This window comes from Enterobacter cloacae complex sp. SHL001 (genome assembly GCF_049236825.1).
GTDB classification, from domain to species: Bacteria; Pseudomonadota; Gammaproteobacteria; order Enterobacterales; family Enterobacteriaceae; genus Enterobacter; species Enterobacter hormaechei_C.
The window spans coordinates 519,034-545,384 of record NZ_JBMKIP010000001.1 but is presented as its reverse complement, the minus strand read 5'-3'; the positions used below and the strand labels follow the sequence as shown (position 1 = coordinate 545,384).

Sequence of the window (26,351 nt, the reverse complement as noted above, 5' to 3'; positions counted from 1 at the left end):
CGGCTATTTCAACAAATGCTGGTTTTTTGAATGCATAACGACAAAGATCTCTCCACGTGGCAAACGTTCCGCCGGCTCTGGCCGATGATTGCTCCTTTCAAAGCAGGCTTGATCGTGGCGGGCGTAGCGTTAATCCTCAACGCAGCCAGCGATACGTTTATGTTATCGCTTCTCAAACCGTTACTGGATGACGGTTTCGGTAAAACGGATCGTTCAGTGCTGCTATGGATGCCGCTGGTGGTTATTGGGCTGATGATCTTACGCGGAATCTCCAGCTATGTATCCAGCTACTGCATCTCCTGGGTATCCGGTAAAGTGGTGATGACCATGCGCCGCCGGCTGTTCAGCCATATGATGGGGATGCCGGTCTCATTCTTTGACAAACAGTCAACCGGCACCCTGCTGTCGCGTATTACCTACGATTCAGAGCAGGTGGCGTCGTCCTCTTCCAGCGCACTGATTACCGTTGTGCGTGAAGGCGCATCCATCATCGGCCTGTTCGCGATGATGTTCTATTACAGCTGGCAACTGTCGCTGATCCTTATTGTGCTGGCGCCGATTGTCTCCATCGCGATCCGCGTGGTATCAAAGCGTTTTCGCAACATCAGTAAAAATATGCAGAATACGATGGGGCAGGTGACTACCAGCGCCGAGCAGATGCTGAAAGGCCATAAGGAAGTGTTGATTTTCGGCGGTCAGGAAGTCGAAACCAAACGCTTTGACAAGGTCAGCAACAGAATGCGCCTGCAAGGAATGAAAATGGTATCGGCCTCGTCGATTTCCGATCCGATCATTCAGCTGATTGCCTCTCTGGCCCTGGCCTTCGTCCTGTATGCCGCCAGTTTCCCGAGCGTCATGGAAACCCTGACTGCGGGTACCATTACCGTGGTGTTCTCATCCATGATTGCGCTGATGCGTCCGCTGAAATCGCTGACTAACGTCAACGCCCAGTTCCAGCGCGGGATGGCAGCCTGTCAGACGCTGTTCAGCATCCTCGATTCCGAACAGGAAAAAGATGAAGGTACACGCGTGATCGAGCGCGCTAAAGGCGACCTGGAATTCCGTAACGTCACCTTTACCTATCCAGGCCGTGAAGTGCCGGCGCTGCGTGATATCAGCCTGTCCATCCCGGCGGGTAAAACCGTTGCGCTGGTCGGTCGTTCCGGTTCGGGCAAGTCGACCATTGCCAGCCTGATTACCCGTTTCTACGATATCGACCAGGGCGAGATCCTGCTTGATGGTCACGACCTGCGGGAATATACCCTCCAGTCGCTGCGTAACCAGGTCGCGCTGGTCTCGCAGAACGTGCATCTGTTCAACGATACGGTGGCGAACAACATTGCGTATGCCCGTACCGAAGAGTACAGCCGTGAAGAGATTGAGAATGCGGCGCGTATGGCCTATGCGATGGACTTCATTAACAAAATGGATAACGGTCTGGATACGATCATTGGCGAAAACGGGGTGCTGCTCTCCGGTGGTCAGCGTCAGCGTATCGCGATTGCCCGTGCGCTGCTGCGCAACAGCCCGATTCTGATCCTCGATGAAGCAACGTCCGCACTGGATACGGAATCTGAACGCGCTATCCAGTCTGCTCTGGATGAATTACAGAAAAACCGTACCTCGCTGGTTATCGCGCACCGTCTGTCGACCATCGAACAGGCTGACGAAATCGTGGTGGTGGAAGATGGCGTGATCGTTGAACGCGGCAGCCATGCGGACCTGCTGGAACAGCGTGGTGTTTACGCGCAGCTTCATAAAATGCAGTTCGGTCAATGATTGCACGCATCTGGTCGGGTGAATCCCCTCTGTGGGTGCTGCTTCTCCCGCTCTCCTGGCTGTATGGCCTGGTGAGCGGTACTATTCGTCTGCTTTACCGCCTCGGGATCAAGCGCGCCTGGCGCGCACCGGTACCGGTGGTGGTGGTCGGCAACCTGACGGCGGGTGGAAACGGCAAAACCCCGGTGGTGATCTGGCTGGTAGAACAGCTCCATAAACGTGGTATCCGCCCGGGAGTTGTCTCACGCGGTTATGGTGGTAAAGCGGCGCAGTATCCACTGGTGCTGAGCCCAGCTACGACAACCGCTGAAGCCGGTGATGAGCCGGTACTGATTTACCAGCGTACCGGCGCGCCGGTTGCGGTATCGCCGGTGCGCAGTGATGCCGTGAAGGCACTGCTTGCGGAGCATGACGTACAAATCGTTATTACCGATGATGGTTTGCAGCATTACGCGCTGGCGCGTGACAAAGAGATCGTGGTCATTGACGGCGTGCGGCGTTTTGGCAACGGCTGGTGGCTGCCAGCCGGTCCAATGCGTGAGCGTGCGTCGCGCCTGAAGAGCGTCGATGCCGTGATTGTGAACGGTGGTGAAGCCAGAGCGGGCGAAATCCCGATGTATCTTCGTCCCGGACAGGCCGTGAATATCTTGACCGGCGTGCGTAAAGACGTCGCGCAACTGGAACATCTGGTTGCGATGGCCGGTATAGGTCATCCGCCGCGTTTCTTCGCAACGCTGGAGCAGTGCGGCGCGCGACTGGAAAAACGAGTACCGCTGGCCGATCACCAGGCGTTAGTTGCCGAAGAGGTTGAAAGGCTGGCAGCGCCGGGCCAGACGCTGATCATGACGGAAAAAGACGCGGTAAAATGCCGGGCCTTTGCGAAAGAAAACTGGTGGTATCTGCCGGTTGACGCTGAACTCAGCGGCGAACAGCCGGAACATTTGCTCAAGGAACTGCTCGCGTTAGTGCAGTAACTTCTACGCGGTTCCGGTGGCGCTTTGACTGACAGGAAAACGCATGTCTCTACCGCAACTCTCACTTGCAGCCGCACGAAACTTGCATCTTGCCGCCCAGGGGCTTCTGAAAAAGCCCCGTCGCCGCGCGCAGCCAGCGGATATCCTCTCTACCGTGCAACGCATGTCGTTGCTGCAAATCGACACCATTAACATCGTGGCGCGTAGCCCGTATCTGGTCCTGTTTAGCCGCCTGGGAAACTATCCTCCGCAGTGGCTGGATAATGCGCTAAGTCAGGGCGAACTGATGGAATACTGGGCGCATGAAGCCTGTTTTCTCCCGCGCAGCGATTTTGCACTGGTGCGTCACCGCATGCTCGCCCCGGACAAAATGGGCTGGAAATACCGTCGGGAGTGGATGGTGGAACACGCGGATGAAATAGAGCAACTGATTGCCCATATTCAGGAAAACGGGCCGGTACGCTCCGCGGATTTTGAACACCCGCGAAAAGGGGCAAGTGGATGGTGGGAGTGGAAACCGCACAAACGCCATCTTGAAGGGCTGTTTACGTCGGGCAAAGTGATGGTGGTCGAGCGTCGCAACTTTCAGCGCGTCTATGACCTCACACACCGCGTTATGCCTCACTGGGACGATACGCGTGACCTGCTGTCTCAGGACGCAGCCGAAGCCATCATGCTCGGGAATAGCGCCCGCAGCCTTGGCATCTTCCGCCCACAGTGGCTGGCGGATTATTATCGTTTGCGTCAGCCGCAGCTAAAACCACTGCTGGAATCGTGGCAGCGCGAACAGCGCGTCATGCCGGTCTCGGTAGAGTCGTTAGGTGAAATGTGGTTGCATGCGGATTTGTTCCCTCTGCTGGCGCAGGCGCAGGAGGGCAAACTCCAGGCGACCCACAGTGCCGTGCTGTCGCCGTTCGACCCCGTGGTCTGGGACAGAAAGCGGGCCGGGCAGTTGTTTAATTTCAGCTACCGTCTGGAATGCTACACTCCGGCGCCCAGGCGGCAGTATGGTTATTTTGTTTTGCCGCTGCTGCACAAAGGCCAGCTAGTCGGGCGCATGGACGCTAAAATGCACCGTAAAACCGGCATGCTTGAAATTATCGCGCTCTGGCTTGAAGAGGGCATAAAGGTGACGGCTGGCCTGGAAAAAGGGTTAACGACTGCGCTCAGTGAATTTGCCCGCTGGCAGGGGGCGCATGAAATTGTACTCGGTCGCGTGCCTGCGGGGCTGTTTACGACCTGTCGAGGTGGCTGGGAAACAGGCACTCCCTGAAAAGGGAATGTGATAAGCTTTAGCGATTACCCATACGGAGGAACTATGGATCACCGTTTACTTGAAATTATTGCCTGCCCGGTGTGCAACGGCAAACTGTATTACAGCCAGGATAAACAAGAGCTGATTTGCAAACTGGACAGCCTGGCGTTCCCGCTGCGTGACGGTATTCCGGTACTGCTGGAAAATGAAGCCCGTTCCCTGGTGGCAGAAGAGATCAAACCATGAGTTTTGTTGTCATTATCCCTGCGCGTTATGCTTCAACGCGCCTGCCAGGTAAACCGCTGGTGGATATCAATGGCAAACCGATGATTGTGCATGTCCTTGAACGGGCACGCGAATCGGGCGCCGGACGCGTCATCGTCGCCACCGATCACCCAGATGTTGCGCGCGCGGTTGAGGCCGCGGGTGGGGAAGTGTGCATGACCCGTGCCGATCATCAGTCAGGCACCGAGCGCCTGGCGGAAGTCGTCGAAAAATGCGGTTTCAGCGACGATACGGTGATTGTGAACGTGCAGGGCGATGAGCCGATGATCCCGGCGGCGATTATCCGTCAGGTGGCCGACAACCTGGCACAGCGTCAGGTCGGGATGGCGACCCTCGCGGTGCCGATTCACCACGCTGAAGAGGCGTTCAATCCGAATGCGGTGAAAGTGGTCATGGACGCAGAGGGCTACGCGCTCTATTTCTCCCGCGCCACCATTCCGTGGGATCGCGATCGTTTCGCGCAATCGAAAGAGACAATCGGCGAAACCTTCCTGCGCCACATCGGTATTTACGGCTACCGCGCCGGCTTTATTCGTCGCTACGTCGCCTGGGCACCAAGCCCGCTGGAGCATATTGAAATGCTCGAACAGCTTCGCGTGCTGTGGTACGGCGAGAAAATTCACGTTGCGGTTGCCCAGGAAATCCCAGGCACCGGCGTGGATACCCCTGAAGATCTCGAGCGCGTACGCGTCGAAATGCGTTAATTCGCTGGCATCCCCTCGTCTGGGGGGATGTTCTCCCGCCTGGCTATTTTCCTTTTCTTTTTCATTATTGATCTCTACCGGGTGACATCCGGGTTTCGCGCGCTCATTATAAAAGCAGTAGTCTTAATGGGGGTAATCTCATATGGAACAGCTGCGTGCTGAACTCAGCCATCTCCTTGGCGAAAAGCTAAGCCGGGTGGAATGCGTGAATGAAAAGGCCGATACCGCACTCTGGTCGTTGTACGACAGTCAGGGAAACCCCATGCCGCTGATGGCCAGAAGTTTTACCTCGCCGGGCGTCGCCAGACAGCTGGCCTGGAAAATGTCGATGCTGGCGCGGGAAGGGACTGTCCGCATGCCGACGGTCTACGGCGTGATGACCCATGAGGAGCATCCCGGCCCGGATGTTCTGCTTATCGAGCGTTTACGCGGGGTTTCTGTTGAAGCCCCGACGCGTACACCGGAGCGCTGGGAACAGCTGAAAGATCAGATTGTCGAGGCTCTGCTTGCCTGGCATCGGCAGGACAGCCGGGGTCTTGTTGGCGCGGTAGACAGTACGCAGGAAAACCTGTGGCCGCTGTGGTATCGCCAGCGTGTCGAGGTGCTGTGGGGCACGCTGAACCAGTTCAACAACACCGGTTTAACGATGCAGGACAAACGTATTTTATTCCGCACCCGGGAGTGTCTGCCGACGCTGTTTGAGGGCTTTAACGACAACTGCGTGCTGGTTCACGGCAATTTCACGTTGCGCAGTATGCTTAAAGACTCGCGCAGCGACCAGCTGCTGGCGATGGTCGGGCCGGGGATCATGCTCTGGGCGCCGCGCGAGTACGAACTGTTCAGGCTGAGCGAGGGCGGGGCGGCGGAAGATTTGCTCTGGCACTATCTTCAGCGCGCCCCCGTTGCGGAGGCCTTTCTCTGGCGACGCTGGCTCTATCTTCTCTGGGATGAGGTGGCGCAGCTGGTCAACACCGGGCGCTTTAATCGCGCCAGTTTCGATCTGGCCGCAAAATCACTCCTGCCCTGGCTTGCCTGACGAACCTTTGAGCCACTGCCAGAGGCGGCCAAGCGTCTCGTAGCCGACGCGATCGCTGTGCATCAGCCATACCGGGGACGGGATTATCCGTTCCCACGGATTGAGCGGGGCGTCAATAGCCATCTGGTTTGCCGGAGCAGGAAGCGGATGCAGGCCCTGCTTCTCAAAGAAAATCATTGCGCGCGGCAGGTGTGAAGCAGAGGTCACCAGCAGGAACGGTACATCACCGATGGCCTGTTTCACCGCCGCCGCCTCTTCTTCGGTATCTTTTGGGCTATCCAGCGTGATGATGGCGGAACGTGGTACGCCAAGCGATTCAGCCACTCTTGCTCCTGCTTCAGCGGTACTGACCGGGTTGGTTTTTGCCGCAGCGCCCGTGAAGATCATCTTCGATCCCGGATTGGCCAGCCACAGGCGGATCCCCTCGTTCAGGCGAGGCAGGCTGTTGTTGATCAGGTTCGAGCTGGGCGCCCAGTTCGGATCCCAGGTATACCCGCCGCCCAGCACGACGATATAGCCCACCTTATGATTTCCCTGCCATGTCGGGTAGGTGTTTTCAATCGGACGTAATAAACCGTCAGCGACCGGTTGCAGGCTGAGTAACAGCAGCGCCAGCCAGCCCACGGTAACGAGGGATTTACCGCTTTTCTGAAAGCGGCTAAACCATATCAATGCCAGCCCCAGCGCGATGAGAAGTAACAGCAGGGGAAGGGGAAGCATCATGCCTCCGATATATTTTTTTAGGGTAAAAAGCATCCTTTTTGGTTCCTTTTTTAACCATACAGCAGGCGATTGTCGGTGATATTACACCAGAGTGGTTCATTCTCCGCGCGGGTGTGACAAAATAGCGGTTTTGCAGTGAGTGGAACCCTCCCAATGCGGGATCGCAATTTTGATGACATCGCGGAAAAGTTTTCGCGCAACATTTATGGCACCACCAAAGGTCAGCTTCGTCAGACGATCCTCTGGCAGGATCTGGACAAGCTGCTGGCTGAATTCGGTGACCGACCGTTGCGCGTGCTGGATGCCGGCGGTGGGGAAGGTCAGACTGCAATTCTGATGGCGCAGCGGGGACATCACGTCACGCTTTGCGATCTTTCTGCCGAGATGGTTGCGCGTGCAGGGCGAGCGGCAGAAGAGAAAGGTGTGAGCGACAACATGCATTTTATACATTGCGCCGCTCAGGACATTCCGCAGCATTTGGAAACGCAGGTTGATCTGATATTGTTTCATGCTGTGCTCGAATGGATCGCTGAACCACAAGCGATGTTAAAAACGCTGTGGTCGATGTTGCGCCCGGGCGGTGCGTTATCGCTGATGTTTTACAATGCCAACGGCCTGCTAATGCGAAACGTGCTGGTCGGCAATTTTGGCTATGTACAGCAGGGCATGTATAAAAAGAAACGACGCACGCTTTCACCGGATTTCCCTCGTGAACCGCAGCAGGTCTATGGCTGGCTGGAGGAGATCGGTTGGGAAATTACCGGCAAAACCGGCGTGAGGGTGTTTCATGATTATCTGCGTGATAAACAAAAACAGGATGACTGTTTAGACGCCTTAACAGAAATAGAGACGCGGTACTGCCGCCAGGAGCCTTATCTGAGCCTTGGCCGCTATATACACGTCACCGCGCGCAAGCCGCAGATGCAAGGATAATCTATGAGTGAATTTTCCCAGACAGTCCCCGAACTGGTTGCCTGGGCCAGGAAAAACGATTTCTCCATCTCGCTGCCGGTAGACAGACTCTCATTCCTGCTGGCGGTTGCGACGCTAAACGGCGAACGCCTGGATGGCGAAATGAGTGAAGGCGAACTGGTGGATGCGTTCCGCCACGTCAGTGATGCGTTTGAGCAAACCAGCGAAACCATTAGCGTGCGTGCCAACAACGCAATCAATGATATGGTGCGTCAACGTCTGCTGAACCGCTTTACCAGCGAGCAGGCGGAAGGAAACGCCATCTATCGTCTTACGCCACTGGGCATTGGCATTACCGACTATTACATCCGCCAGCGCGAATTTTCCACGCTGCGTCTCTCCATGCAGCTCTCTATTGTTGCAGGCGAGCTGAAGCGTGCCGCCGACGCGGCTGATGAAAACGGTGATGAATTCCACTGGCATCGCAACGTTTACGCGCCGCTGAAATATTCGGTTGCCGAGATTTTCGACAGTATCGATCTGACTCAACGTCTGATGGACGAACAGCAGCAGCAGGTGAAAGACGATATCGCTCAACTGCTTAATATAGACTGGCGTGCGGCCATCTCCAGCTGTGAACTCTTGCTGTCAGAAACGTCGGGTACGCTGCGTGAGTTGCAGGATACGCTGGAGGCGGCGGGAGATAAGCTACAGGCCAATCTGCTACGCATCCAGGACGCGACGATGGCGCACGACGATCTGCATTTTATCGACCGTCTGGTGTTTGATTTGCAGAGCAAGCTTGACCGCATTATCAGCTGGGGCCAGCAGTCGATCGACCTGTGGATCGGTTACGACCGCCACGTGCATAAATTTATCCGTACCGCCATCGATATGGATAAGAATCGCGTCTTTGCTCAACGTCTGCGCCAGTCGGTACAGACCTACTTCGATGCGCCGTGGGCGCTGACCTACGCCAACGCCGATCGTCTGCTGGATATGCGCGACGAAGAGATGGCGCTGCGTGATGAAGAGGTCACCGGTGAACTGCCACCGGATCTGGAATACGAAGAATTTAACGAAATTCGCGAGCAGCTTGCGGCGATGATCGAAGAACAGCTCGCTGTCTACAAAACCAGACAAGCACCGCTGGATCTTGGCCTCGTGGTACGCGACTATCTGGCGCAGTATCCGCGCGCGCGCCACTTCGATGTTGCCCGCATTGTTGTAGACCAGGCGGTGCGCCTGGGCATCGCACAAGCCGATTTCACCGGACTGCCGCCGAAGTGGCAGCCGATTAACGATTACGGAGCCAAGGTACAGGCGCATGTCATTGACAAATATTGAACACGTGATGCCAGTTAAGCTGGCACAGGCGCTGGCGAATCCGTTGTTTCCGGCGCTGGATAGCCAGCTGCGTGCCGGTCGTCACATTGGCCTTGACGAGCTGGATAATCACGCCTTTTTGATGGACTTTCAGGAGTACCTGGAAGAGTTTTACGCTCGCTATAACGTTGAGCTGATCCGCGCGCCGGAAGGTTTTTTCTACCTGCGTCCGCGCTCTACCACGCTTATTCCGCGCTCGGTGCTTTCCGAACTGGATATGATGGTCGGCAAAATTCTCTGCTACCTCTATCTCAGCCCGGAACGTCTGGCGAATGAAGGGATCTTCACCCAGCAGGAGCTTTACGATGAGCTGCTGTCGCTGGCGGATGAAAGCAAGCTGCTCAAGCTGGTGAATAACCGCTCAACGGGGTCCGATCTGGACCGTCAGAAATTACAGGAAAAAGTTCGCTCTTCCCTGAACCGTCTGCGCCGTCTGGGAATGGTCTGGTTCATGGGTCACGACAGCAGCAAGTTCCGTATTACCGAATCGGTCTTCCGTTTTGGCGCCGATGTGCGTGCGGGTGACGATGCGCGTGAAGCGCAGCTGCGCATGATCCGTGACGGTGAAGCGATGCCGGTGGAAAATCATTTGCAGCTCAATGACGAGCACGAAGAGAATCAGCCGGATAGCGGGGAGGAAGAGTAATGATTGAACGCGGTAAATTTCGCTCACTAACGCTGATCAACTGGAACGGCTTCTTTGCCCGAACATTCGATCTGGATGAGCTGGTGACAACGCTCTCCGGCGGTAACGGGGCGGGTAAATCCACCACCATGGCGGCCTTCGTGACGGCGCTGATCCCTGACCTGACCCTGCTGCACTTCCGTAACACCACTGAAGCGGGCGCCACGAGCGGCTCTCGTGATAAAGGTCTGCACGGTAAGCTGAAAGCGGGCGTCTGTTATTCAGTGCTGGACGTCATCAACTCCCGCCATCAGCGCGTGGTTGTAGGCGTGCGTCTGCAACAGGTTGCTGGCCGCGACCGTAAAGTAGATATCAAACCGTTTGCGATCCAGGGACTACCAACCTCCGTACAGCCGACCGCGCTGCTGACGGAAACCCTGAATGAACGTCAGGCGCGCGTCCTCACGCTTCAGGAGCTGAAGGACAAGCTGGAAGCTATCGAAGGCGTGCAGTTTAAGCAGTTTAACTCCATTACCGACTACCACTCTCTGATGTTCGATCTCGGCGTGGTAGCCCGTCGTCTGCGCAGCGCGTCAGATCGTAGTAAATACTACCGTCTGATTGAAGCCTCCCTGTACGGCGGTATCTCCAGCGCCATTACGCGCTCCCTGCGCGACTACCTGCTGCCGGAAAACAGCGGCGTGCGTAAGGCTTTCCAGGATATGGAAGCCGCGCTGCGTGAAAACCGCATGACGCTGGAAGCGATTCGCGTCACACAGTCTGACCGCGACCTGTTTAAGCACCTGATCAGCGAAGCCACCAACTACGTGGCGGCGGACTATATGCGCCACGCCAACGAGCGCCGTATTCATCTCGATCAGGCGCTGGAATACCGCCGCGAGTTGTTTACCTCCCGCAAACAGCTGGTGGCTGAGCAGTATAAGCATGTCGAAATGGCGCGCGAACTGGGCGAGCACAACGGTGCGGAAGGGGATCTGGAAGCCGATTACCAGGCGGCCAGCGATCACCTGAACCTGGTACAGACCGCGCTGCGTCAGCAGGAAAAAATCGAGCGCTATGAAGCCGATCTGGATGAGCTGCAAATTCGTCTTGAAGAGCAAAATGAAGTGGTGGCCGAAGCTGCCGAATTGCAGGAAGAGAACGAAGCCCGCGCGGAAGCCGCCGAGCTGGAAGTGGATGAGCTGAAAAACCAGCTTGCTGATTACCAGCAGGCGCTGGACGTGCAGCAGACGCGTGCGATTCAGTACAACCAGGCGTTGCAGGCGTTGCAGCGTGCCAAAGAGCTGTGCCATCTGCCGGACCTGACCCCGGAAAGCGCTGACGAATGGCTGGATACCTTCCAGGCCAAAGAGCAGGAAGCCACTGAGAAACTGCTTTCTCTCGATCAGAAAATGAGCGTGGCGCAAACGGCGCACAGCCAGTTTGAGCAGGCGTACCAGCTGGTGGTGGCGATCAACGGTCCGCTGGCGCGTAACGAAGCGTGGGACGTTGCCCGTGAGCTGCTGCGCGACGGCGTCAATCAACGCCATCTGGCCGAACAGGTGCAGCCGCTGCGCATGCGCCTGAACGAGCTGGAACAGCGTCTGCGTGAACAGCAGGAAGCCGAGCGTCTGCTGGCGGAATTCTGCAAGCGTCAGGGTAAAAATTACGATTTCGACGAGCTTGAGGCCCTGCACCAGGAGCTGGAAGCGCGTATTGCGGCCCTGTCGGATACCGTATCGAACGCCAGCGAACAGCGCATGACGCTGCGTCAGGAGCTGGAACAGCTTCAGTCGCGTTCGAAGACGCTCTTACAGCGTGCGCCGATCTGGCTGGCTGCACAAAGCAGCCTGAACCAGCTCAGCGAACAGTGTGGCCAGGAGTTTTCCTCCAGCCAGGACGTCACCGAATACATGCAACAGCTGCTGGAGCGCGAGCGTGAAGCGATTGTTGAGCGTGACGAAGTGGGTGCGCGCAAGCGTGACGTCGATGAAGAGATCGAGCGTTTAAGCCAGCCTGGCGGCTCAGAAGATCCGCGCCTGAATGCCTTAGCCGAGCGTTTCGGCGGCGTGCTGCTGTCTGAAATTTACGACGATGTCGGCCTGGACGATGCGCCGTACTTCTCCGCGCTGTACGGTCCATCCCGTAACGCGATTGTGGTGCCTGATCTGTCGCTGATTTCGGACCAGCTTGCAGGGCTGGAAGACTGCCCGGAAGATCTCTACCTCATCGAAGGGGATCCGCAGTCGTTTGATGACAGCGTATTCAGCGTCGACGAGCTGGAAAAAGCGGTGGTGGTGAAAATCGCCGATCGCCAGTGGCGCTATTCGCGCTTCCCGGAACTGCCGCTGTTTGGCCGCGCCGCGCGTGAAAACCGTATTGAAAGCCTGCACGCCGAGCGCGAAACGCTTTCTGAGCGTTTTGCAACCCTGTCGTTTGATGTACAAAAAACGCAGCGTCTGCATCAGGCGTTCAGCCGCTTTATCGGCAGCCACCTGGGCGTTGCCTTTGAGCCCGATCCGGAAGCTGAAATTCGCAAGCTCAACACCCGCCGTGGTGAGCTGGAGCGTGCGCTTGCCAGCCATGAAAATGACAACCAGCAAAGCCGCGTGCAGTTCGAGCAGGCGAAAGAGGGCGTTGCGGCCCTTAACCGTATCCTGCCGCGCCTGAACCTGCTGGCGGACGATACGCTCGCCGACCGCGTGGACGAAATTCAGGAACGTCTGGACGAAGCGCAGGAAGCGGCGCGCTTTGTGCAGCAGCACGGCAATCAGCTGGCAAAACTGGAGCCGATGGTTTCCGTTCTCCAGAGCGACCCGGAACAGTTTGAGCAGTTAAAAGAGGATTATGCCTGGTCACAGCAGGTGCAGCGCGAAGCGCGTCAGCAGGCGTTTGCCCTGACGGAAGTGGTGCAACGTCGCGCACACTTCGGCTACTCCGATTCAGCAGAAATGCTGAGCGGGAACAGCGATCTTAATGAAAAGCTGCGCCAGCGTCTTGAGCAGGCCGAAGCAGAGCGTACGCGCGCCCGTGAAGCGATGCGTACTCACGCCGCACAGCTGAGCCAGTACAGCCAGGTCATGGCCTCGCTGAAAAGCTCCTTCGACACCAAGAAAGAGCTGTTAAACGATCTGCATAAAGAGTTGCAGGACATCGGCGTTCGCGCCGACAGCGGTGCAGAAGAGCGGGCGCGTATTCGCCGCGATGAACTGCATGCTCAGCTCAGTAACAACCGCGCGCGTCGTAATCAGCTGGAAAAAGCGCTGACCTTCTGTGAAGCAGAGATGGACAACCTGACGCGACGCCTGCGCAAGCTGGAGCGTGACTATCATGAGATGCGTGAACAGGTTGTGACCGCGAAGGCGGGGTGGTGCGCGGTGATGCGCATGGTGAAAGATAACAACGTGGAGCGTCGTCTGCATCGTCGCGAGCTGGCGTACCTGTCAGCCGATGAACTGCGCTCTATGTCGGATAAGGCGCTGGGCGCGCTGCGTCTGGCGGTGGCGGACAATGAACACCTGCGCGACGTGCTGCGTATGTCCGAAGATCCGAAGCGTCCTGAGCGCAAAATTCAGTTCTTCGTGGCGGTTTATCAGCACTTACGCGAGCGTATTCGTCAGGACATCATCCGTACCGACGATCCGGTGGAAGCGATCGAACAGATGGAGATCGAGCTGGGCCGTTTGACGGAGGAGCTGACCTCCCGCGAGCAGAAGCTGGCAATCAGCTCCCGCAGCGTGGCGAATATTATTCGTAAAACCATTCAGCGCGAGCAGAACCGTATCCGTCAGCTGAACCAGGGCCTGCAAAGCGTGTCGTTTGGCCAGGTCAACAGCGTGCGGCTGAACGTGAACGTGCGTGAGGCGCACTCCACGCTGCTGGACGTGTTGTCTGAACAGCACGAACAGCATCAGGATCTGTTCAACAGTAACCGCCTGACCTTCTCCGAAGCGCTGGCGAAGCTATATCAGCGTCTGAATCCGCAGATTGACATGGGCCAGCGTACGCCGCAAACCATCGGCGAGGAGCTGCTGGACTACCGCAACTATCTGGAAATGGAAGTTGAGGTTAACCGTGGCTCAGACGGCTGGCTGCGCGCGGAATCCGGTGCGCTCTCTACCGGTGAAGCTATCGGTACCGGTATGTCGATTCTGGTGATGGTGGTGCAGAGCTGGGAAGATGAAGCGCGTCGTCTGCGCGGCAAAGACATCTCGCCATGCCGTCTGCTGTTCCTCGATGAAGCCGCGCGTCTCGACGCCCGCTCCATCGCCACGCTGTTTGAGCTTTGCGAGCGACTCGATATGCAGCTCATCATCGCGGCGCCGGAAAACATCAGTCCGGAAAAAGGGACAACCTATAAGCTGGTGCGTAAGGTGTTTCAGAACAGTGAACACGTACACGTCGTGGGCCTGCGTGGTTTCGCCCCGCAGCCACCGGAGTCATTACCGGGCACGGCTGACGCCTCTTAACCCGGGGTGCGACAAATAGCGGCGCTCATGCGCCGCTTTTTTTATTCACTTAACTTGTGTACAGGGCTGCGTTATCTTTAAACTTCTTTACATAAGGTAAGGCAGCAGCGAGTATGCCTTTCTATACTGAAGGAAAGCTCCAGAATAATGGGCATGTCGTGAAAAACAGGGGGCAAGGGATGTTGCTTAAGAAAAATCGTGGTCGTCAGCTGTCTGCGCTGAGTTTGTGCCTGACAGTGATGTTTGCTCCACTGTTTACCGCTCAGGCCGATGAGCCTGAAATTGTACCGACTGACAGCTCCGCGACGATGGGCGCGCAGCCGACGTCGCTGTCACAACCGCTGGATCAGTCTCCGGCGACGGCCATCATGGCCGGCATTAAACCGCTGCCGGAAGGCATCGATACTGAATCATTACGCCAGCAGCTTATGACCGGCCTGCCCTCGGGCTATACTCCCGCTTATATTAACCAGCTCACGCTGCTTTACGCTGCGCGCGATATGAAACCGATGTGGGAAAATCGCGAGGCGGTACGAGCCTTCCAGCAGCAGCTGGCTGAAGTGGCGATTGCAGGCTTTCAGCCGCAGTTCACGACCTGGGTTGAGCTCCTGACCGACCCTGCCGTTACCGGACAGGCGCGTGACGTGGTGCTGTCTGATGCCATGATGGGCTACTTACAGTTTGTGGCGGGGATTTCGGTGAACGGCAACCGCTGGTTATACAGCAGTAAACCGTACAAGCTGGCGACGCCTGCGCTGTCCGTCATTAATCAGTGGCAGCTGTCGCTGGATAACGGCGAACTGCCGCGCTTTATCGCAAGCCTTGCGCCTGCCCATCCGCAATATGCCACGATGCATCAGTCGCTTCTTGAGCTGGTTGCGGATTCCCGCCCGTGGCCTCAGCTGCGTGGCACCACAACGCTGCGTCCGGGGCAGTGGAGCAGCGATGTGCCTGCGATCCGCGAAATTATGAAACGCTCCGGCATTCTTGACAGCGGCCCTAAAATTGCGCTGCCCGGTGACGAGACGCAAAATGCGGTCGTCAGCCCGTCGGCGCCGGTAAAAGAGAAAACGGCCGTTGCGTTGAGCAATAAGCCCGCCGCTTACGATCGCGAGCTGGTCGCCGCAGTGAAGCAGTTCCAGGCCGCGCAGGGGCTTGGCGCTGACGGCGTGATTGGTCCATCTACTCGCGACTGGCTGAACGTCTCTCCGGCCCAGCGGGCAGGAGTGCTGGCGTTGAATATCCAGCGCTTGCGCTTGCTGCCGGGCACGTTATCCACCGGCATTATGGTCAACATTCCGGCGTACTCCCTGGTCTACTATCAGGACGGTAGCGAAGTGCTGGCGTCCCGCGTGATTGTCGGCCGACCTGACCGAAAAACGCCAATGATGAGCAGCGCGCTGAATAACGTGGTGGTTAACCCGCCGTGGAACGTGCCGCCGACGCTGGCGCGCAAAGATATCCTGCCTAAGGTATGGAATGACCCGGGTTATCTGGAGCGACATAACTATACGGTGATGCGTGGCTGGAACAGCAAAGAAGCGATTGATCCCTGGATGGTCGACTGGTCAACGATTACGCCTTCGAACCTGCCGTTTCGTTTTCAGCAGGCACCTGGCGCACATAACTCGCTGGGACGTTACAAATTCAATATGCCAAGTTCGGACGCTATCTACCTGCATGATACCCCAAACCATAATCTGTTCCAGAAAGATGCACGCGCGCTCAGCTCGGGCTGTGTCCGCGTGAACAAGGCCTCCGAGCTGGCGAATATGCTGTTGCAGGATGCAGGCTGGAACGATACGCGGATATCAGATGCCCTGAAGCAGGGGGATACGCGTTACGTCAATATTCGCCACAATATTCCGGTCAATCTTTACTATCTGACGGCGTTTGTAGGCGCGGACGGACGCACCCAGTATCGTACAGATATTTACAATTATGATCTGACAGCGCGATCCGGCGCACAAATTTTGCCAAAAGCGGAACAATTAATCAGGTAAATGAAGTAGTTCGGTAAAAATGATTGTCGTAAGTTATGGTGAATATGAGGCGATCTGGCTGCAAGCCGCGTATTCACTGGGGTTGGGCGCCTTGACGTAGCAGGCTTTGCCAGTTATGGTGCCCTTCGTGCGCTAAGCATATTGACAATTTCTTTTACCTGTAGACCTGATTATCATGGACAAATTTGACGCTAATCGCCGCAAATTGCTGGCGTTAGGTGGCGTTGCGCTGGGCGCAGCAGCCATCCTTCCGACGCCAGCATTTGCCACCCTCTCGACACCTCGTCCGCGTATTTTAACGCTCAACAATCTGCATACTGGTGAGACGCTTAAAGCGGAATTTTTCGATGGCAGAGGCTATATTCAGGATGAATTAGCAAGACTCAACCATTTTTTCCGTGATTTCCGCGCGAATAAAATCAAAGCCATCGACCCTGGATTATTCGATCAGCTTTACCGCTTGCAGGGACTGCTGGGGACCAAAAGGCCGGTGCAACTCATTTCTGGCTATCGCTCTCTGGATACCAACAATGAACTGCGCGCCCACAGCCGTGGGGTAGCGAAAAAAAGCTATCACACTAAAGGGCAGGCGATGGATTTCCATATTGAAGGCGTTTCGTTAGCCAATATTCGCAAAGCGGCGTTATCTATGCGCGCAGGTGGTGTAGGATACTACCCACGTAGCAACTTTGTGCATATTGATACCGGGCCGGTTCGGCACTGGTAATAACGAAACACAGGAGCAGTATGAACTATCGTATTATTCCGGTTACCGCGTTCTCACAGAACTGTTCATTGATCTGGTGTGAACAAACTAAACTGGCCGCGCTTGTCGATCCCGGTGGAGACGCCGGGACAATCAAGCAGGAAGTCGCTGCCAGCGGTGTAACGCTGATGCAGATTTTACTCACCCATGGCCATCTCGACCATGTGGGTGCAGCGGCAGAACTGGCTGAACACTACGGTGTGCCGATTATCGGCCCGGAAAAAGAAGATGAGTTCTGGCTTCAGGGGCTACCTGCCCAAAGCCGTATGTTTGGTCTGGATGAGTGTCAGCCACTGACACCGGACCGCTGGCTGAACGAAGGCGATCGCGTTAACGTGGGGAATGTAACTTTACAGGTGTTGCATTGCCCCGGGCATACGCCCGGCCATATTGTCTTCTTTGATGACGTGTCGCGCCTGCTGATTTCCGGTGACGTGATTTTCAAAGGGGGCGTAGGACGCAGTGATTTCCCACGCGGCGATCACGGTCAGCTGATTCAGTCGATTAAGCAGAAGTTATTGCCGTTAGGTGATGATGTGACGTTTATCCCTGGACACGGACCGATGTCGACGCTGGGCGATGAGCGGTTGCATAACCCGTTCCTTCAGGATGAAATGCCTGTCTGGTAAACCCGGTAAAATAAAAAAGCCTGCGCGATGCAGGCTTTTTTTATGGGTGCAGGTTACAGCACCGCGACAATGGCTTCGCACAGCGGCGCCATGTTGTCAGGCGTCATACCTGCAACGTTCACGCGGCCAGAGGCAACGGCATACACGCCAAACTCTTCACGCAGGCGCAGCACCTGCTCTTTGGTCAGGCCGCTGAAGGAGAACATGCCGTTCTGCTTGATGATGAAGCTGAAGTCACGGTCAGCGCCTTTCTCAGCCAGCGTGTTCACAAACAGCAGACGCATGCGCTGAATGCGCTGACGCATATCGTTCAGCTCTTGTTCCCAGATTGCGCGCAGCGCATCGTTGCTCAGGATCGTCGCGACCACAGACGCACCGTGTGCCGGTGGGTTAGAGTAGTTAGCGCGGATCACGGACTTCATCTGGCTGAATGCGCGATCGACGGTTGCTTCGTCAGCAGCCACCAGCGTACAGGCGCCGACACGCTCGTTATACAGACCAAAGTTCTTGGAATAGGAGCTTGCGACAATCAGCTCCTGATGCACGGCGGCGAATGCGCGCAGACCTTCTGCATCTTCTTCCAGACCACGGGCAAAGCCCTGGTAAGCGAAGTCGAACAGCGGCAGCCAGCCTTTTTCAACGGACAGCTTAGCCAGCTGTTCCCACTGTTCAAGCGTAGGATCGATACCGGTTGGGTTATGGCAGCAGCCGTGGAACAGCACCACATCGCCCGCCTGGGCTTCGCTCAGGCTGGCCAGCAGACCGTCGAAATCCAGCGCGTGGTTTGCCGCGTCGTAGTAGGCGTATTCACGCACTTCCAGACCCGCAGAATTAAAAACGCTCTTGTGGTTCGGCCAGCTTGGATTGCTTACCCACACACGCTTCACAGAGGTGTTTTTCGCCAGGAAATCTGCCGCCACGCGCAGTGCGCCGGTACCGCCTGGGGTCTGCGCCGTGCGGGCGCGTTTTTCGCTCACAATGGTGCTGCCTTTGCCGAACAGCAGCTCCTGGGTGCAGCGACCAAATTCAGGGATACCATCAATACCGAGGTAGTTTTTGGTGGTTTCGTTTTCCAGCAGATACTGCTCAGCTTTTTTGACGCTGGTCAGTACCGGAGTTTTGCCGGTTTCATCTTTATATACACCAATACCCAGGTTGATTTTGCCAGGGCGGTCGTCGGCACGAAACAGATCGGCCAGGCCCAGAATTGGGTCGGCAGGAGCGGCAGTAATGTTCTCAAACATGACGAAGTTCCATTGTGATTACAGAAGTGAAATCCGCTATCAGGTTAACGGTAGATTTACAAAATGCCAACCGTTTGCGACGAAAAGCGTGCGGCTTTTCAAAAGTCGCTATTATTTTCTCTCAGGAATAAAAAAACAGGGCCGAAGCCCTGTTCATTAAGCATATAACAACGAGGTGTGCTGATTAGAACTGGTAAACCAGACCCAGAGCCACGATATCGTCGTTGTTGATGCCCAGCTTGTTGTCGTCTTTCAGCTGGTTGATCTGATAGTCAACATAGGTAGACATGTTTTTGTTGAAGTAGTATGTCGCACCAACGTCGATGTAGTTGATGTAGTCTTCGTCACCGATACCTTCTACGTCTTTCGCTTTAGATTTGTAGTAAGCGATGGATGGACGCAGACCGAAGTCGAACTGGTACTGAGCGACGACAGAGAAGTCCTGAGACTTGTTAGCGAAACCACGGCTGCCCAGACGCGCTGCGTTACGCATTTCGCCATAAATAGCTGCCAGGTAGATGTTGTTCGCGTCATATTTCAGGCCGGTTGCCCACTGTTCAGCTTTGTCACCTTTACCCCATTCCAGCGTCTGCTGGTTGTTGGTACGGTCAGCTGCACCATAAGCACCCACAATGCCGAAACCGTCGAAATCATAGCTCAGAGAGGTTGCCCAGCCGTCACCGTTGGAACGTACTGCGTCATCACGTTCATTTTTGCCCAGGTACTGAACACCAAAGTTCAGACCGTCAACCAGGCCGAAGAAGTTGCTGTTACGGTAAGTCGCCAGACCACCCGTACGGCCTGCGAAGAAGTTATCGCTCGCGCCGGTGTCGCCGCCGAACTCAGGCAGCATATCGGTGATGCCGATTGCGTCATAGACCAGACCGTAGTTACGACCGTAGTCGAAGGAGCCTGCGTCACCAAATTTCAGACCTGCGAATGCCAGACGGGTTTTGTTGCCGTTCTGTGCATCGCCACCTTCAGAGTTGTTACCCTGGAAGTTGTATTCCCACTGACCGTAGCCAGTCAGCTGATCGTTGATCTGAGTTTCACCTTTGAAGCCCAGACGCGCGTAAGTGTTGTCGCCATCGTTGCCCGCGTAATCAGAGAAGTAATGCAGGCCAACTGCTTTCCCGTAAAGATCTAATTTGTTGCCGTCTTTGTTATAGATTTCAGCAGCGTTTGCTGCACCGGCTACCAGCAGGGCAGGGACTACCACTGCCAGGATATTGCGCTTCATCATTATTTATTACCCTCATTGGTTTTTTTATGACACTCGCCACTGCCGCCAATAAATTCTGTCAATAAATATTTCCGGAACTATTGATGAGAGTTAGGTGTCTTTATGTGTCTGACAGGCATCTTTCCATTCATAGAACCGTTTCGCTACACTGAAAGTGCTACAATCTTCAAGATTCAGTTACCAAAAGAAAATATGTGTAACTAAATATGTATTTTTGGGAACTTTGTGAAGCACCTCAAATTTCAGTGCCACCTGGCGAATTAAACATCCGCTTTATTCTTATATATATGATTTCCTTATGTTTAATTTAGCTAAAGGCCTTTCGTATAAACAGAAGTTAAACGGCTCATTTTTTCTTATGATCGATAAAAGCCATCCAGATGGCTGTGAAATTGGTTGTTTTTTATGCTAATGCGTAAGGATTGTTTTAAGCGCAATAAGAATGGGGTTATTTTTTTGTCTCAGGATATTTCGTGGAAACAAAACGTAACAGGTAGAGGTAATAGCGGGGTTGTGGTTTAAAGACGCTTACTTCTGACTGACGAAAACTGACATTGCAGGATAAAATAATGGCCAGCATTTGCTGGCCATTAATGATTTGGTCGGTTAGAAACTTGCGTTACGCGGTGTGCGTGGGAATGGAATCACATCACGTACGTTCTGAACACCTGTTACGTAAGCAATCAGACGTTCGAAGCCCAGGCCAAAGCCGGAGTGTGGAACGGTGCCGTAGCGACGGAGATCGCGATACCAGCTGTAGTCCGCCGGGTTCAGGCCCATCTCCTGCATACGCGCGTCCAGCACATCCAGGCGCTCTTCACGCTGGGAGCCACCGATGATCTCACCGATGCCCGGCGCGAGGACATCCATCGCGGCAACGGTTTTACCGTCTTCGTTAAGGCGCATATAGAACGCCTTAATGTCTTTCGGATAGTTTTTCACCACAACCGGTGCTTTAAAGTGCTTCTCTGCCAGATAACGTTCGTGCTCGGAGGAGAGATCCACGCCCCAGTAAACCGGGTTTTCGAATTTCTCACCGCATTTTTCCAGGATTGCGACCGCGTCGGTGTAATCCACCTGCGCGAAGTCTGCGGAGACGAAGCGCTCAAGACGGGCGATGGCGTCGTTATCGACACGCTCAGCGAAGAATTTCATGTCGTCTGCGCGCTCTTCGAGAACGGCTTTAAACACGTATTTCAGCATCGCTTCTGCCAGGGCTGCCGCGTCATTCAGATCGGCAAAGGCCACTTCCGGCTCCAGCATCCAGAATTCCGCCAGGTGACGGCTGGTGTTGGAGTTTTCCGCACGGAAGGTTGGGCCGAAGGTATAGATCTTAGACAGCGCACAGGCGTAGGTTTCACCGTTGAGCTGGCCGGAAACCGTCAGGAAGGCTTCTTTGCCAAAGAAGTCTTTGTCGTAATCGACTTTACCTTCCGGCGTACGCGGCAGGTTTTCCATATCCAGCGTTGAAACGCGGAACATTTCACCTGCGCCTTCGGTATCGGAAGCCGTGATCAGCGGAGTAGAAACCCAGAAGTAACCCTGCTCGTCAAAGAAACGATGCAGCGCCTGCGCCAGCGTATGACGCACGCGGGCAACCGCACCAATCAGGTTGGTGCGCGGACGCAGGTGCGCGACTTCACGCAGATATTCGATGCTGTGACGCTTTGCAGCCATCGGGTAGGTGTCAGGATCTTCAACCCAGCCGGTCACTTCCACCGAGGTCGCCTGAATTTCGTAGCTCTGACCCTGGCCCGGAGAGGCCACCACAACACCGGTGACGATCACGGAACAGCCGGTTGTCAGGTGCAGAACGTCATCATTGTAATTGGGCAGAGAATTATTAATGACGGCCTGTACAGGATCAAAGCAGGAACCGTCATAGACGGCGAGGAAGGAGATGCCAGCTTTAGAATCTCGGCGAGTACGCACCCATCCGCGCACGGTGACCTCCTGGTCAACGGCGACACGGCCCTGGAGTACGTCGGCTACAGGCACAACGCTCATAATATTCTCTCTGTTAATAGTCGGAAAAAATAAACACTTGTCCGCCCTTATAGGGGGGATATCTATGTTACCTGCCATCCGCTATCAGACAAGTAAATTTCACCGTCTTAAGAGAAGAAATAAGAAATTAATAAGAGAAGGGGAGCCATGAAGGCTCCCCCGAAGCCGTTAACTGGCTTTTTTAACCTGAGGCAAATCGAAGGCTTTACGTAATGCGCGGACAAACGCTTTGTCATGGCAGATGGTTTTGCCCGGACTGTCGGAGAGCTTCGCGACCGGCTTACCGTTACATTCCACCAGTTTTATCACGATGTTCAGCGGTTTCACCTGAGGAATATCACAGGTTAACCGCGTACCAATCCCGAAACTCAGGTTCACCCGCGATGAGAAATGGCGATAAAGGTCGACGGCTTTCGCCAGGTCAAGGTTATCGGAGAAGACCAGCACCTTACTCATGGGGTCGATGCCCAGTTTTTCGTAATGGGCGATGGCTTTCTCACCCCATTCAACCGGGTCCCCGGAATCATGGCGCAAACCCTGGTAGCGTTTGGCAAACTCAGGGCCAAAGTCGCGCAGGAACGCGTCCATGGTAATGCAGTCGGTAAGGGCAATACCCAGCCGATCCGGGTATTCCTCTAGCCACGCGGCGAGGGCGGCGCGCTGGCTGTTGGCAAGGTCAGGGCTGATCTGCTGGTGCGCCTGGAACCATTCGTGCGCCTGGGTGCCCATCGGCGTTAAATCAAGGCGACGTGCCAGATCGTAGTTACTGGTGCCAACGAACCACGGCTCCTGTTGCAGACGTCTGACAATGGCTTCCTGAACCTCGCGAGAGAAGCGGCGGCGCGTGCCAAAGTCCATCAGACGGAATCGGGACATATCCAGCCCTTCGGTCAGTCTGGAAAACTCAACGAGTTTATTCTCCAGAGCGGCAACCGCCTGCGTCACACCGGTTTCAGGGGAGCGATAGCGGTGGGCCAGCTCGCTGATCACGGCCAGAAGCGGCACTTCCCACATGATCACCTCGCGCCACGGGCCGGTCAGACGAATGTCCAGCTTGCCGTTATCATTGGTGACGGTGACCTGTTCCGGGTTATAGCGGAACTCACGCAGCCAGTTCAGATAATCCGCTTTAAAGAAAGGCAGGCCTGAAAGCCACTGATATTCGTCATCGGTGAGCGCCAGATGCTGCATGGCCTCGACCTGTTCACGAATGGAATCTGCGTAGATACCCAGCAAGTCGTCACCCCGGCAGCGAAATTCCGCCGCAACATGGACATCATGATAGTGGTGAAACACGGCTTGCTGCATATGCAGCTTGTACGCGTCGGTATCCAGCAACGTATGCAGAACCGGAGAAGCGAATTGAGTCATAGGTGCGCTGTAGCATCCTCTCACGGGAGCGTTTAGTACAATAAACAACTCCGGAGTATACCCTGTTTAGTGATTTATTGAACCCCGATCACAACATAAGCACACTTTATGGTCGAGAGCATTTCGTGCCCCGTGTTATAAAAATGTAGCTAAAAAGGGCGTTGTGCCTGAAAAGATGAACATTCTGCATAGCGCGTTTTACACAACAGGAATATATTGAATCGTTACTCGACAAACGATGCATAAGGTTTTCTATGACACAACAGCCACAAGCTAAATACCGCCACGACTATCGTGCGCCGGAATACCTGATAAGCGATATCGATCTGACTTTCGACCTGGATGCCACAAAAACCGTGGTGACGGCGGTAAGCCAGGTGACGGGCCAGAGCGCGACAGCCGTGCCGCTGCGTCTGGATGGTGAAGACCTGACGCTGGTTTCCCTGCATATTAACGATGAAGCCTGGTCAGACTATAAAGAAGAAGGCAACCAGCTGGTCATCGACAACCTGCCGGAACGCTTTACCCTGCGCATCGTGAATGAAATTAGCCCTGCCGCCAATACCGCGCTGGAAGGACTTTACCAGTCAGGCGTAGCCCTGTGTACCCAGTGTGAAGCCGAAGGTTTCCGCCACATTACCTGGTATCTGGATCGCCCGGACGTCCTGGCGCGCTTTACCACCAAAATTATTGCCGACAAAACGCTGTACCCGTACCTGCTTTCCAACGGCAACCGGATTGGTGAAGGGGAACTGGAGAATGGCCGTCACTGGGTACAGTGGCAGGATCCGTTCCCGAAACCCTGCTATCTGTTTGCGCTGGTGGCGGGAGATTTCGATGTCCTGCGCGACACCTTTAAAACGCGCTCTGGCCGTGAAGTCGCGCTGGAGCTGTTCGTGGACCGTGGCAACCTTGACCGCGCACCGTGGGCAATGACCTCCCTCATCAACTCCATGAAGTGGGATGAAACGCGCTTTGGCCTCGAATATGACCTCGACATCTATATGATCGTTGCGGTCGATTTCTTCAACATGGGCGCGATGGAGAATAAAGGTCTTAACATCTTTAACTCTAAATACGTGCTGGCGCGTACCGATACCGCCACGGATAAAGATTACCTCGATATCGAACGCGTTATCGGCCACGAATATTTCCATAACTGGACCGGGAACCGCGTCACCTGTCGCGACTGGTTCCAGCTGAGCCTGAAAGAGGGCTTAACCGTCTTCCGCGATCAGGAGTTCAGCTCCGATCTGGGATCGCGGGCGGTGAACCGCATCAACAACGTGCGCACCATGCGTGGTCTGCAATTTGCAGAAGATGCCAGCCCAATGGCGCACCCGATCCGCCCGGATAAAGTCATTGAGATGAATAACTTCTACACCCTGACGGTGTATGAAAAAGGCGCTGAAATTATCCGTATGATCCACACCCTGCTGGGCGAAGAGAATTTCCAGAAAGGGATGCAGCTTTACTTTGAGCGTCACGACGGCAGTGCGGCCACCTGCGACGATTTCGTCCAGGCGATGGAGGACGCCTCTAACGTCGATCTGTCTCATTTCCGCCGCTGGTACAGCCAGGCCGGTACGCCGATTGTGACGGTCAAAGACGACTACAACCCGGAAACCGAGCAGTACACGCTGACCATCAGCCAGCGCACGCCGCCAACGGCCGAGCAGGAAGAGAAACATCCGCTGCACATTCCGTTCAGCGTTGAGCTGTACGACAACGAAGGCAACGTGATCCCGTTACAGAAGGGCGGCCACCCGGTGCATAACGTGCTGAACGTGACCCAGGCAGAGCAGACCTTTATCTTCGATAACGTCTATTTCCAGCCCGTTCCTGCCCTGCTGTGCGAATTCTCCGCGCCGGTGAAACTCGAATATAAGTGGAGCGATCAGCAGCTGACGTTCCTGATGCGTCACGCGCGCAACGATTTCTCGCGCTGGGATGCGGCACAAAGCCTGCTGGCGACCTACATCAAGCTGAACGTCAACCGTTACCAGCAGGGCCAGCCGCTGACGCTGCCGGTTCATGTGGCAGACGCGTTCCGCGCCATCCTGCTGGATGAGAACATTGACCCGGCGCTGGCGGCTGAAATTTTAACGCTGCCTTCTGCGACTGAAATCGCCGAGCTGTTTGACATCATCGACCCGATTGCCATCGTCGCCGTGCGTGAAGCGCTGACCCGCACGCTGGCGACCGAACTGGCAGATGAGTTCCTCGCCATTTACAACGCCAACAAGCTGGACGGGTATCGGGTGGAACATGCGGATATCGGTAAACGTTCCCTGCGCAATACCTGCCTGCGCTATCTGGCGTTTGGTGAGGCAGAGCTGGCGAACACGCTGGTCAGCAAGCAGTACCACGAAGCCGATAACATGACGGATGCCCTGGCCGCGCTGGCCGCAAGCGTTGCCGCCGAGCTACCGTGCCGCGATGCGCTGATGCAGGAGTACGACGACAAGTGGCATCAGGATGGTCTGGTGATGGACAAGTGGTTCATCCTTCAGGCCACCAGCCCGGCAGCCGATGTACTCAGCAAAGTACGCAGCCTGCTGAAGCACCGTTCGTTCACCATGAGCAACCCGAACCGCGTCCGCTCTCTGATTGGTGCCTTCGCCAGCAGCAACCCGGCCGCGTTCCATGCCGAAGACGGCAGCGGTTATCAGTTCATGGTTGAAATGCTGACCGAGCTGAACAGCCGTAACCCGCAGGTGGCGTCTCGTCTGATTGAGCCGCTGATCCGCCTGAAACGTTACGATGCGCAGCGTCAGGCGAAAATGCGCGCCGCGCTTGAGCAGCTGAAAGGGCTGGAAAATCTGTCTGGCGATCTGTACGAGAAGATTGCTAAGGCGCTGGCCTGATGTAAAAAAGCCCGGTGGCGCTACGCTTACCGGGCCTACGTGGGGTCGCGGGGCATCGGTTTTCTCCCTCTCC

19 protein-coding genes are annotated in these 26,351 nt (G+C 55.5%); 14 read left to right on the top strand and 5 right to left on the bottom strand.

Going from position 1 to position 26,351, the window contains the following annotated elements; translation table 11 throughout:
* The first annotated feature begins 30 nt into the window (after window positions 1–30).
* The 6 genes from msbA (at window position 31) to ACOTYH_RS02775 (ending at window position 6,033) form a co-directional block, all read left to right on the top strand.
* Window positions 31–1,779, top strand: a complete 1,749-nt coding sequence (msbA, locus tag ACOTYH_RS02800) for a lipid A ABC transporter ATP-binding protein/permease MsbA (RefSeq protein WP_003858227.1) — start codon at window positions 31–33, stop codon at window positions 1,777–1,779.
* Window positions 1,776–2,753: a tetraacyldisaccharide 4'-kinase gene (gene lpxK / locus ACOTYH_RS02795; protein ID WP_421637543.1), complete on the top strand. Its 978-nt coding sequence runs from the start codon at window positions 1,776–1,778 to the stop codon at window positions 2,751–2,753. Before msbA ends, lpxK begins: the two co-directional genes overlap by 4 nt.
* 43 nt (window positions 2,754–2,796) lie before the next feature.
* Window positions 2,797–4,026, top strand: coding sequence for a winged helix-turn-helix domain-containing protein (locus ACOTYH_RS02790; protein ID WP_421637542.1), 1,230 nt, complete (start codon window positions 2,797–2,799; stop codon window positions 4,024–4,026).
* Between the two features lie 45 nt (window positions 4,027–4,071).
* On the top strand, window positions 4,072–4,254 hold the full coding sequence (gene ycaR, locus ACOTYH_RS02785; RefSeq protein ID WP_003858220.1) for a protein YcaR: 183 nt from the start codon (window positions 4,072–4,074) through the stop codon (window positions 4,252–4,254).
* Window positions 4,251–4,997 carry a 3-deoxy-manno-octulosonate cytidylyltransferase gene (gene kdsB / locus ACOTYH_RS02780; RefSeq protein WP_421637541.1) on the top strand — a complete coding sequence of 249 codons (747 nt, stop codon included), beginning with the start codon at window positions 4,251–4,253 and terminating at the stop codon, window positions 4,995–4,997. The genes ycaR and kdsB overlap by 4 nt, the downstream gene beginning before the upstream one ends.
* A gap of 142 nt (window positions 4,998–5,139) precedes the next feature.
* Window positions 5,140–6,033, top strand: a complete 894-nt coding sequence (locus ACOTYH_RS02775) for a YcbJ family phosphotransferase (protein WP_003858216.1) — start codon at window positions 5,140–5,142, stop codon at window positions 6,031–6,033.
* Here the strand turns inward: ACOTYH_RS02775 and elyC are convergent.
* Window positions 6,010–6,789 (bottom strand): envelope biogenesis factor ElyC, encoded by a 780-nt coding sequence (gene elyC, locus ACOTYH_RS02770; RefSeq protein ID WP_421637540.1) that lies wholly within the window; start codon window positions 6,787–6,789, stop codon window positions 6,010–6,012. The genes ACOTYH_RS02775 and elyC overlap by 24 nt on opposite strands.
* 120 nt (window positions 6,790–6,909) lie before the next feature.
* On the opposite strand from elyC, the gene cmoM reads away from it, so the two are divergent.
* From cmoM to ACOTYH_RS02735, 7 genes are all read left to right on the top strand, one after another.
* Window positions 6,910–7,689 carry a tRNA uridine 5-oxyacetic acid(34) methyltransferase CmoM gene (cmoM, locus tag ACOTYH_RS02765; protein WP_003858212.1) on the top strand — a complete coding sequence of 260 codons (780 nt, stop codon included), beginning with the start codon at window positions 6,910–6,912 and terminating at the stop codon, window positions 7,687–7,689.
* A 3-nt stretch (window positions 7,690–7,692) separates the two neighbouring features.
* The gene (mukF, locus tag ACOTYH_RS02760; protein WP_421637539.1) at window positions 7,693–9,015 is read left to right on the top strand and encodes a chromosome partition protein MukF; all 1,323 of its coding nucleotides are present in this window, start codon (window positions 7,693–7,695) and stop codon (window positions 9,013–9,015) included.
* Window positions 8,996–9,700, top strand: a complete 705-nt coding sequence (mukE, locus tag ACOTYH_RS02755) for a chromosome partition protein MukE (protein WP_017384823.1) — start codon at window positions 8,996–8,998, stop codon at window positions 9,698–9,700. Before mukF ends, mukE begins: the two co-directional genes overlap by 20 nt.
* On the top strand, window positions 9,700–14,148 hold the full coding sequence (gene mukB, locus ACOTYH_RS02750; RefSeq protein ID WP_421637538.1) for a chromosome partition protein MukB: 4,449 nt from the start codon (window positions 9,700–9,702) through the stop codon (window positions 14,146–14,148). Before mukE ends, mukB begins: the two co-directional genes overlap by 1 nt.
* A 179-nt stretch (window positions 14,149–14,327) precedes the next feature.
* A complete protein-coding gene (ldtD, locus tag ACOTYH_RS02745) occupies window positions 14,328–16,151 on the top strand; it encodes a L,D-transpeptidase (protein WP_032647901.1) in 1,824 nt (607 codons plus the stop codon).
* 175 nt (window positions 16,152–16,326) lie between these two features.
* Complete coding sequence (locus tag ACOTYH_RS02740; protein WP_003858202.1) at window positions 16,327–16,878, top strand: YcbK family protein; 552 nt, start codon at window positions 16,327–16,329, stop codon at window positions 16,876–16,878.
* A gap of 20 nt (window positions 16,879–16,898) precedes the next feature.
* On the top strand, window positions 16,899–17,546 hold the full coding sequence (locus ACOTYH_RS02735; protein ID WP_032619969.1) for an MBL fold metallo-hydrolase: 648 nt from the start codon (window positions 16,899–16,901) through the stop codon (window positions 17,544–17,546).
* A gap of 53 nt (window positions 17,547–17,599) precedes the next feature.
* On the opposite strand, the gene ACOTYH_RS02730 is transcribed toward ACOTYH_RS02735, so the two are convergent.
* The 4 genes from ACOTYH_RS02730 to pncB form a co-directional block, all read right to left on the bottom strand.
* A complete protein-coding gene (locus ACOTYH_RS02730) occupies window positions 17,600–18,790 on the bottom strand; it encodes an amino acid aminotransferase (protein ID WP_017384820.1) in 1,191 nt (396 codons plus the stop codon).
* 184 nt (window positions 18,791–18,974) lie between these two features.
* Window positions 18,975–20,033 carry a porin OmpF gene (gene ompF / locus ACOTYH_RS02725; RefSeq protein WP_017384819.1) on the bottom strand — a complete coding sequence of 353 codons (1,059 nt, stop codon included), beginning with the start codon at window positions 20,031–20,033 and terminating at the stop codon, window positions 18,975–18,977.
* 606 nt (window positions 20,034–20,639) lie between these two features.
* Complete coding sequence (gene asnS, locus ACOTYH_RS02720) at window positions 20,640–22,040, bottom strand: asparagine--tRNA ligase (RefSeq protein WP_015570955.1); 1,401 nt, start codon at window positions 22,038–22,040, stop codon at window positions 20,640–20,642.
* Between the two features lie 168 nt (window positions 22,041–22,208).
* Complete coding sequence (gene pncB, locus ACOTYH_RS02715; protein ID WP_033487278.1) at window positions 22,209–23,411, bottom strand: nicotinate phosphoribosyltransferase; 1,203 nt, start codon at window positions 23,409–23,411, stop codon at window positions 22,209–22,211.
* 254 nt (window positions 23,412–23,665) lie between these two features.
* Here pncB and pepN point away from each other — a divergent pair, with 254 nt between their 5' ends.
* Complete coding sequence (gene pepN, locus ACOTYH_RS02710) at window positions 23,666–26,278, top strand: aminopeptidase N (RefSeq protein WP_421637537.1); 2,613 nt, start codon at window positions 23,666–23,668, stop codon at window positions 26,276–26,278.
* Window positions 26,279–26,351: the final 73 nt, after the last annotated feature.

Excerpts from the sequence above, each read along its gene's own strand:
- msbA (WP_003858227.1), top strand. The coding sequence starts at position 31 with ATGCATAACGACAAAGATCTCTCCACGTGGCAAACGTTCCGCCGGCTC.
- lpxK (WP_421637543.1), top strand. The coding sequence starts at position 1,776 with ATGATTGCACGCATCTGGTCGGGTGAATCCCCTCTGTGGGTGCTGCTT.
- ACOTYH_RS02790 (WP_421637542.1), top strand. The coding sequence starts at position 2,797 with ATGTCTCTACCGCAACTCTCACTTGCAGCCGCACGAAACTTGCATCTT.
- ycaR (WP_003858220.1), top strand. The coding sequence starts at position 4,072 with ATGGATCACCGTTTACTTGAAATTATTGCCTGCCCGGTGTGCAACGGC.
- kdsB (WP_421637541.1), top strand. The coding sequence starts at position 4,251 with ATGAGTTTTGTTGTCATTATCCCTGCGCGTTATGCTTCAACGCGCCTG.
- ACOTYH_RS02775 (WP_003858216.1), top strand. The coding sequence starts at position 5,140 with ATGGAACAGCTGCGTGCTGAACTCAGCCATCTCCTTGGCGAAAAGCTA.
- elyC (WP_421637540.1), bottom strand. The coding sequence starts at position 6,789 with ATGCTTTTTACCCTAAAAAAATATATCGGAGGCATGATGCTTCCCCTT.
- cmoM (WP_003858212.1), top strand. The coding sequence starts at position 6,910 with ATGCGGGATCGCAATTTTGATGACATCGCGGAAAAGTTTTCGCGCAAC.
- mukF (WP_421637539.1), top strand. The coding sequence starts at position 7,693 with ATGAGTGAATTTTCCCAGACAGTCCCCGAACTGGTTGCCTGGGCCAGG.
- mukE (WP_017384823.1), top strand. The coding sequence starts at position 8,996 with ATGTCATTGACAAATATTGAACACGTGATGCCAGTTAAGCTGGCACAG.
- mukB (WP_421637538.1), top strand. The coding sequence starts at position 9,700 with ATGATTGAACGCGGTAAATTTCGCTCACTAACGCTGATCAACTGGAAC.
- ldtD (WP_032647901.1), top strand. The coding sequence starts at position 14,328 with ATGTTGCTTAAGAAAAATCGTGGTCGTCAGCTGTCTGCGCTGAGTTTG.
- ACOTYH_RS02740 (WP_003858202.1), top strand. The coding sequence starts at position 16,327 with ATGGACAAATTTGACGCTAATCGCCGCAAATTGCTGGCGTTAGGTGGC.
- ACOTYH_RS02735 (WP_032619969.1), top strand. The coding sequence starts at position 16,899 with ATGAACTATCGTATTATTCCGGTTACCGCGTTCTCACAGAACTGTTCA.
- ACOTYH_RS02730 (WP_017384820.1), bottom strand. The coding sequence starts at position 18,790 with ATGTTTGAGAACATTACTGCCGCTCCTGCCGACCCAATTCTGGGCCTG.
- ompF (WP_017384819.1), bottom strand. The coding sequence starts at position 20,033 with ATGATGAAGCGCAATATCCTGGCAGTGGTAGTCCCTGCCCTGCTGGTA.
- asnS (WP_015570955.1), bottom strand. The coding sequence starts at position 22,040 with ATGAGCGTTGTGCCTGTAGCCGACGTACTCCAGGGCCGTGTCGCCGTT.
- pncB (WP_033487278.1), bottom strand. The coding sequence starts at position 23,411 with ATGACTCAATTCGCTTCTCCGGTTCTGCATACGTTGCTGGATACCGAC.
- pepN (WP_421637537.1), top strand. The coding sequence starts at position 23,666 with ATGACACAACAGCCACAAGCTAAATACCGCCACGACTATCGTGCGCCG.